The 5,353-nt window shown below is 73.8% G+C and carries 6 protein-coding genes and 1 pseudogene; 6 read left to right on the top strand and 1 reads right to left on the bottom strand.

Going from position 1 to position 5,353, the window contains the following annotated elements; genetic code table 11:
- The 5 genes and pseudogenes from B9S61_RS14675 to B9S61_RS14655 all read left to right on the top strand — a co-directional run.
- Positions 1–331: pseudogene (locus tag B9S61_RS14675) on the top strand (hypothetical protein); the annotation flags it as partial.
- Between the two features lie 70 nt (positions 332–401).
- Positions 402–746: a hypothetical protein gene (locus B9S61_RS14670; RefSeq protein WP_258039659.1), complete on the top strand. Its 345-nt coding sequence runs from the start codon at positions 402–404 to the stop codon at positions 744–746.
- A gap of 4 nt (positions 747–750) precedes the next feature.
- Complete coding sequence (locus B9S61_RS14665; protein WP_103542653.1) at positions 751–1,755, top strand: caspase family protein; 1,005 nt, start codon at positions 751–753, stop codon at positions 1,753–1,755.
- A complete protein-coding gene (locus B9S61_RS14660) occupies positions 1,752–3,422 on the top strand; it encodes a vWA domain-containing protein (RefSeq protein WP_258039658.1) in 1,671 nt (556 codons plus the stop codon). The genes B9S61_RS14665 and B9S61_RS14660 overlap by 4 nt, the downstream gene beginning before the upstream one ends.
- Positions 3,423–3,537: 115 nt before the next feature.
- The gene (locus B9S61_RS14655) at positions 3,538–3,780 is read left to right on the top strand and encodes a hypothetical protein (RefSeq protein WP_146064845.1); all 243 of its coding nucleotides are present in this window, start codon (positions 3,538–3,540) and stop codon (positions 3,778–3,780) included.
- An 81-nt stretch (positions 3,781–3,861) separates the two neighbouring features.
- On the opposite strand, the gene B9S61_RS40845 is transcribed toward B9S61_RS14655, so the two are convergent.
- Positions 3,862–4,026, bottom strand: coding sequence for a hypothetical protein (locus tag B9S61_RS40845; protein WP_181007374.1), 165 nt, complete (start codon positions 4,024–4,026; stop codon positions 3,862–3,864).
- Positions 4,027–4,123: 97 nt separating this feature from the next.
- Between B9S61_RS40845 and B9S61_RS14650 the strand changes: the two genes are divergently transcribed.
- The coding region (locus B9S61_RS14650) for a helix-turn-helix transcriptional regulator (protein WP_103542651.1) at positions 4,124–5,353 on the top strand (1,230 nt) is incomplete at its 3' end.

Raw genomic sequence — 5,353 nt, 5'->3', positions numbered from 1 at the left:
TCTCGCGCACGGGCCCGTCTCCGAGGAGGCGATGCACTGGACCGAGGTGCGGGCCGATCTGGCGATGCTGGCCGGGGACGCGGCGCACAGCTGCCGTGCCTGGCTTTCGGTGGCCACGGCGCGGCTGTCCGCGGGGCAGCCGGTGGACGCGCCCGCCGTCGAGGCCGCGGTGGACCGGGCGCACCATCAGTGGGGCCGGATCGGTGACCCGGTCCACGCCCGTGAGATCGGCCCGGCGCTGGCGGAGTTGCGTGGGCGTGTGCCCGGCCGGCGGGAGGGCGCGCTGGATCATGTGCGCCGCCAGCTGCGGCAGTTGCAGACACAGAGCTGAGTGACGTACGAACCCTCCCCAGCGGGCGACCGCGGTGCCATGACGGTGAGTTATGGCTGAGGGGGACGGTGTGGCCACCCAGGGTATTCGCGTACGCCTGGACGGTACGGCGGCCGAGAGGGACATCGGGGCGCTGCGCAAGTGGCTGGAGCGGGAGCAACCGCTCCACGAACGGATGGACGCGGGCGAGTTACGGATATACGAGCGGCCCGGGACGGACGGCACCGGCGCCCCGATGGGGGTCGGCATGGACATCGTCCTCGTCGTCACGGGGGCGGGCGCGGCCGTGATGTTCGAGGAACTGCTGGAGCAGGTCAAACGGGCGGTGTCGGCCTGGCGTGCCAACCGGAACGCCGTCGAGTCCGGAGATCCGCCGGACGCCGAGGTCGAACCGGTGAACGTCGACGACAGGTAGGCCGGTGATCCCCTACGACCCGCGCGAGCGGGCGAACCGGGCGTTGCTGGTCGGCGTCTCGGAGTACGACTTCACGGATCCCCCGCACGGGGTGCCCGGCGACCTCCCCGCGGTCAAGCACAACGTGAACCGGCTGCGGGAGGCGCTGGAGCGCGGCGGGGCCTTCGGCGAGGGAGAGATCAGGACCGCCCACTCGCCGTCCCTGGACGACTTCGGCGAGGCGCTGCACCGGGCGGCGCAGGAGGCGGAGGGGGTGCTGCTGCTCTATTTCGCCGGGCACGGCGCCATCCCCAGCGCGGCCGACGAGCTGTACCTGCAGATGCGCAAGGCCCGGGTGGTCGCGGACGAATGGACGGTGTTCCCCGGCGCGGAGAGACTCACCACCCTGCTGACGGTGCTGATGGCCAGTCCGGCCCAGCGGATCGTGGTGATCCTCGACTGCTGCTTCGCGGGCAACGCGGCCTGGGTCCTGGAGACCTTCCGCGAGAAGTCGCGGGTGCTGCTGATGAGCGTGCAGGCCAACAACCGTATCGACGCGGGCGACGGCCGGACACCGACACCGTTCACCGCCGAACTGGTGAGGCTTCTGGGCGAGGAGACGGACGGCGGGGCACGGCTGTCGGACCTCGCCGACCGGCTGCGGGAACGCATGACCGTGCTCGGCCACCGCACGATGCGCGGCGAACCGTGGGTGCCGCTGCTGAAGGCCGAGCGGCGCGTGGACGTGCTGCTGACGCGGAAGGCGGTACGGGGCACGACGGACGTGGACCTGGATCTTCCGGTGGACGATCCAGGAACCGGCGGCTCCGGAGGGGGGGACATCCCGGTGACCGGACGCGTCTGCTGCTCCTGGGTCTTCTCACCGCGGGGCTCGGCCGGTTACGCGCCTTTGTCTCCTGGATCAAGGACAGGACCGGGACCAAGGACAGGACCGGGACCGGGGGCGAGGCCGGGACCGACCCCGGGACCGGCCGGCGGAGCGTCTTCCGCCTCGTCCTCCCGGCTGTGATCGTCGCCGGACTCCTCGGCTTCGGCGGCTACGCCCTCCGAGGGTTCTTCGGCGCCGAGAGCGTTCCCTGTGCCCCCGCGCCGGAGCTGCGGGTGCTGACCGACCCGGATCTGGAGGCGACCGTCCGCGCCGCCGCCGACGCCTATCTCACCTCCGACGGGAACACCACCGGCGACGGCTGCCGGCGTACCGGCGTCACCGTCTACAGCGCGGGTTCCTCCGACGTGGTCGGCGCCCTGCGCAGTCGGACCGGAGCCTGGCACGAACCCCACGACGAGGACCTCAACCCGCAGCGGGACATCGGCCCGCAGCCGGACATCCGGATCCCCGCCTCCCGTGCCGACGTCGGCCGGGCCGAGGACGGCCGGGACACGGACGCCGTCGCCACCCTGGAACCCGACGAGGAGCCCCTCGCCTACTCCCCCGTCGTGCTCGCCGTCCCGCACGCCATCGGCTCCGAGGCCCTGCAGGACCGCACCGGGCTGACCCTGACCGAGATGATCGACGCCCTCACCGCGCGCCACGAGAACGCCGCCGTACACCGTCCCGACCCGGAGCACACGGACGTGGGGCTGCTCGCCACGATCGGCCTGTACGGCGCGCAGGCGCGCGACGTCTCCCGGGGGGAACGCCTGGTCGCCCAGTTCGGGTCGCCCTCCCCCACGGCCACCGACCTGCTGTGCACGCTGCCCGACGACGATGCCGTGGACGACCGCACCGCCGCCCTCGTTCCGGAGTTCCTGCTGCGCAGCGGTGTCGGCTGCGGGCGCACCACGCGCAGCCCGCGTCTCGCCCAGTACCCGCAGGACGTCCCCGGCGTGGAGCCGGTGCTCGTGCGGGTCCGCTGGCGGGGCGCCGACCGCGACGAGCGGGCCAGGGACGCGTCGGTGGACGGCTTCCGCGACTGGCTGACCGGTGAGGGAGGCCGGGCGGTGTTCGCCCGGGACGGTTTCCGTGCCGCGGACAGCCGGGAACCGCTGTACCCGGGCGCGGTCAACGATCACGGCATGCTGAGCGCGCCCACTCCGCTCGACGAGTCGGCCGGACGGGACGCGATGGCGCGGGTGCTGCGCGCCTACCAGGACGCCGGCGGGCCCGGACGGGTGCTGTTCCTGCTCGACAGCTCCGGCTCGATGGCCGACCGGTGGGAAGGACCGAGCGGCGGACCCGGGCTGCTGCGGCAGTCGCTGCGCGGGCTGGGCGGTCAGGACGAGTACGGGGTGTGGGCGGTGGCGGACACCGGCGGCCGGACGTACGACACGCTCCTGGACCTCGCCGCGCACCGGCGGCCCGACGCCGAGCGCGCGGTCGCCGCGGGCGCCCGGGTGCGGGACGCCGAGGCCGATCCGTACGCGGCGCTGCTGGCCGCGTTCGACGAGATGAAGGGGCGCGGGGGCGACGACGGGCGCCCCCAGCTGATCGTGCACATCACCGACGGCGAGGACAACGACCGGCTGACCGGGCGGCGTCTGGACGAGGTCCTGGACCGGGCGGGGACGTCCCTCGTCCCGGTGACCGTGGTGTCCCTGCAGAGCGGTGGCTGCGACGAGGACGGACCGGAGCACCGGATCGCCGACGCGAGCGGCGGACGCTGCCTGGACGCCGGTGACGACCTGGGCGCGGCCCTGCAGGACGAGGTCGCCCGCGCCGGAACGGGGGAGGGCTGATGGCCGGGACGGGGGGAGGGCCGGTGTACCGGCGGCTCGCCGTGCCGCTGTCGCGACCCGGACCTCGGCCTACGAAGGTGGTGAGCGCTGTGCGACGGTCACCGCCGCGCCGTCCGTGTCGACGGGGGAGGGGGCGGACCCGGTGCCGCGCGACAAGGGCGGCCGTCCGCTCTACGCCGCCACCGTTCTGCACGAGGCCCTGCGCGACGCGGTGCACCGGCCGAGGACCCCGCTGTACGGGGCGTTCACCCAGACCCTCATCACCGAGCTGGGCCCGCTCCTCGGGAGGACCGACCGGTCGGACGAGGAGCTGGCGGAGCGGCTGGACACGGCGCTGCGCAGGGCCCTGCCCGACTGACGGCCCGCCGCACGGCTGTGGGGGACCGCCGGTTTCCTCCGCCTCGATCCGCCTGGATCCACCCTGATCCCTCGGACAGCCCTAGCGCACGGCCGCTTCCACGGGCACCGTGGTCTGCCGGTCCGGCTCGGGGTCGTCGGCCTTGGCCGGGCCCGCGTTCGCCGCCAGGACCAGCGCCGCGACCGCGGCGACGGCCGCGGCGAAGCCTCGGGCGTAACGCTCGGTGGTACGTGTGCGTTCCAGCACGGCGACCTCGCAACAGCGATGGGTTAAGCACGTTTAATCCGCGGTTTAACCTAGGGGCTGCCGCACACGAACGGCAAGGGGCGCTAGGGGAGTTGGCATGGGGGAGCGGGACGAGCAGGGAACCATCGGACGCCGGGTGCAGCAGTTGCGGGTACAGCGCGGGATGACCCAGAAACAGCTGGCCGAGCCGGTGTACACGCCCGCGTACATCTCCACGCTGGAGGCCGGACGGGTGCGCCCCTCCGACGACGCGCTGCGCCATCTCGCCGACCGTCTGGGAGTCGAGTTCGACGAACTGGCGACCGGGCGCCCGGCCCGGCTGGTGACCGAACTGCGGCTGCGGCTGACCGAGGCGCAGCGCACGCTCGCGATCGGCGAGGCCGGTACCGCGGTGGAGCAGTACACCGGACTGCTCGCCGAGGCGGAGACGCACGCCCTGGCCGAGGAGCAGGCCGCCGCGCTGCTCGGACTGGGGGAGTGCGCGCTGGAGACCGGTGAACTGGCCGAGGGACGGCAGTACTTCGAGCGGGCCGAGGCCAGGCTCGGCGACGCGCCGCTGACCGCCCGGGTACCGGCACTGCGCGGGCGGGCCGTGGCGCACTACCTCGCGGGGGAACTGCGGTACGCGGTCTACCTGCTGGAGTCCACGCTCGACGAGCTCAACCGGGGCGGTCTGCACGACCCGGACGCGCTGCTGCTGCTCTACGCCAGTGTGATCGGGCCGTACATGGACATGGGAGCGCACGCGCGTGCCGCGCAGGCGGCGGAGTTCGCGCTGGCGCTCGCGCCGCAGTCCGGCGACCCGGCGCTGGTGGCGCGCATGCACCGCTCCGTCGCCCGCACGCTGCTCGCCGAGGGCCGCCTGGCCGAGGCGGACGCGTCGCTGGCCAAGGCCGCGGAGCTGTACCGGGGACTGCGACTGCGCACCGAGCTGGCCAACTGCCACTGGATGCGCGGGTACGTGTACGCGCAGAACGGCGAACTGGAGCGCGCGGAGAAGGAGATGCGGGAGGCGCTGGACATGCTGTCCGCGACCCGTGCCGCCCTCTACAGCAGCCAGCTGACGGTCGAACTGGCCGACGTACTGCACCGGCGCGGCAGTTCGGGTGAGGCGGCGGTCCTGCTGCGGGACGTGCTCGGCGGACTGTCCCCCGAGCGGGGCGCGGTCCACGCGGCGGCCGCGCACCGGCTGCTCGGCATCATCGCCGAGGACGCCCGCCGGCCGGAGGAGGCGGAGGAGCACTACGTCCGCGCGATGAGCCTGCTGGAGCGCGCGGGCGCCGCCGGTGACCTGGCCGACCTGTGCCGCCTCCTCGGCGACCTCCTG

It is taken from the genome of Streptomyces sp. SM1 (genome assembly GCF_002910825.1).
Taxonomy (GTDB): domain Bacteria; phylum Actinomycetota; class Actinomycetes; order Streptomycetales; family Streptomycetaceae; genus Streptomyces; species Streptomyces okerensis.
The sequence above is the reverse complement of the archived record's forward strand: the minus strand, read 5'-3'. Positions and strand labels throughout refer to the sequence as shown.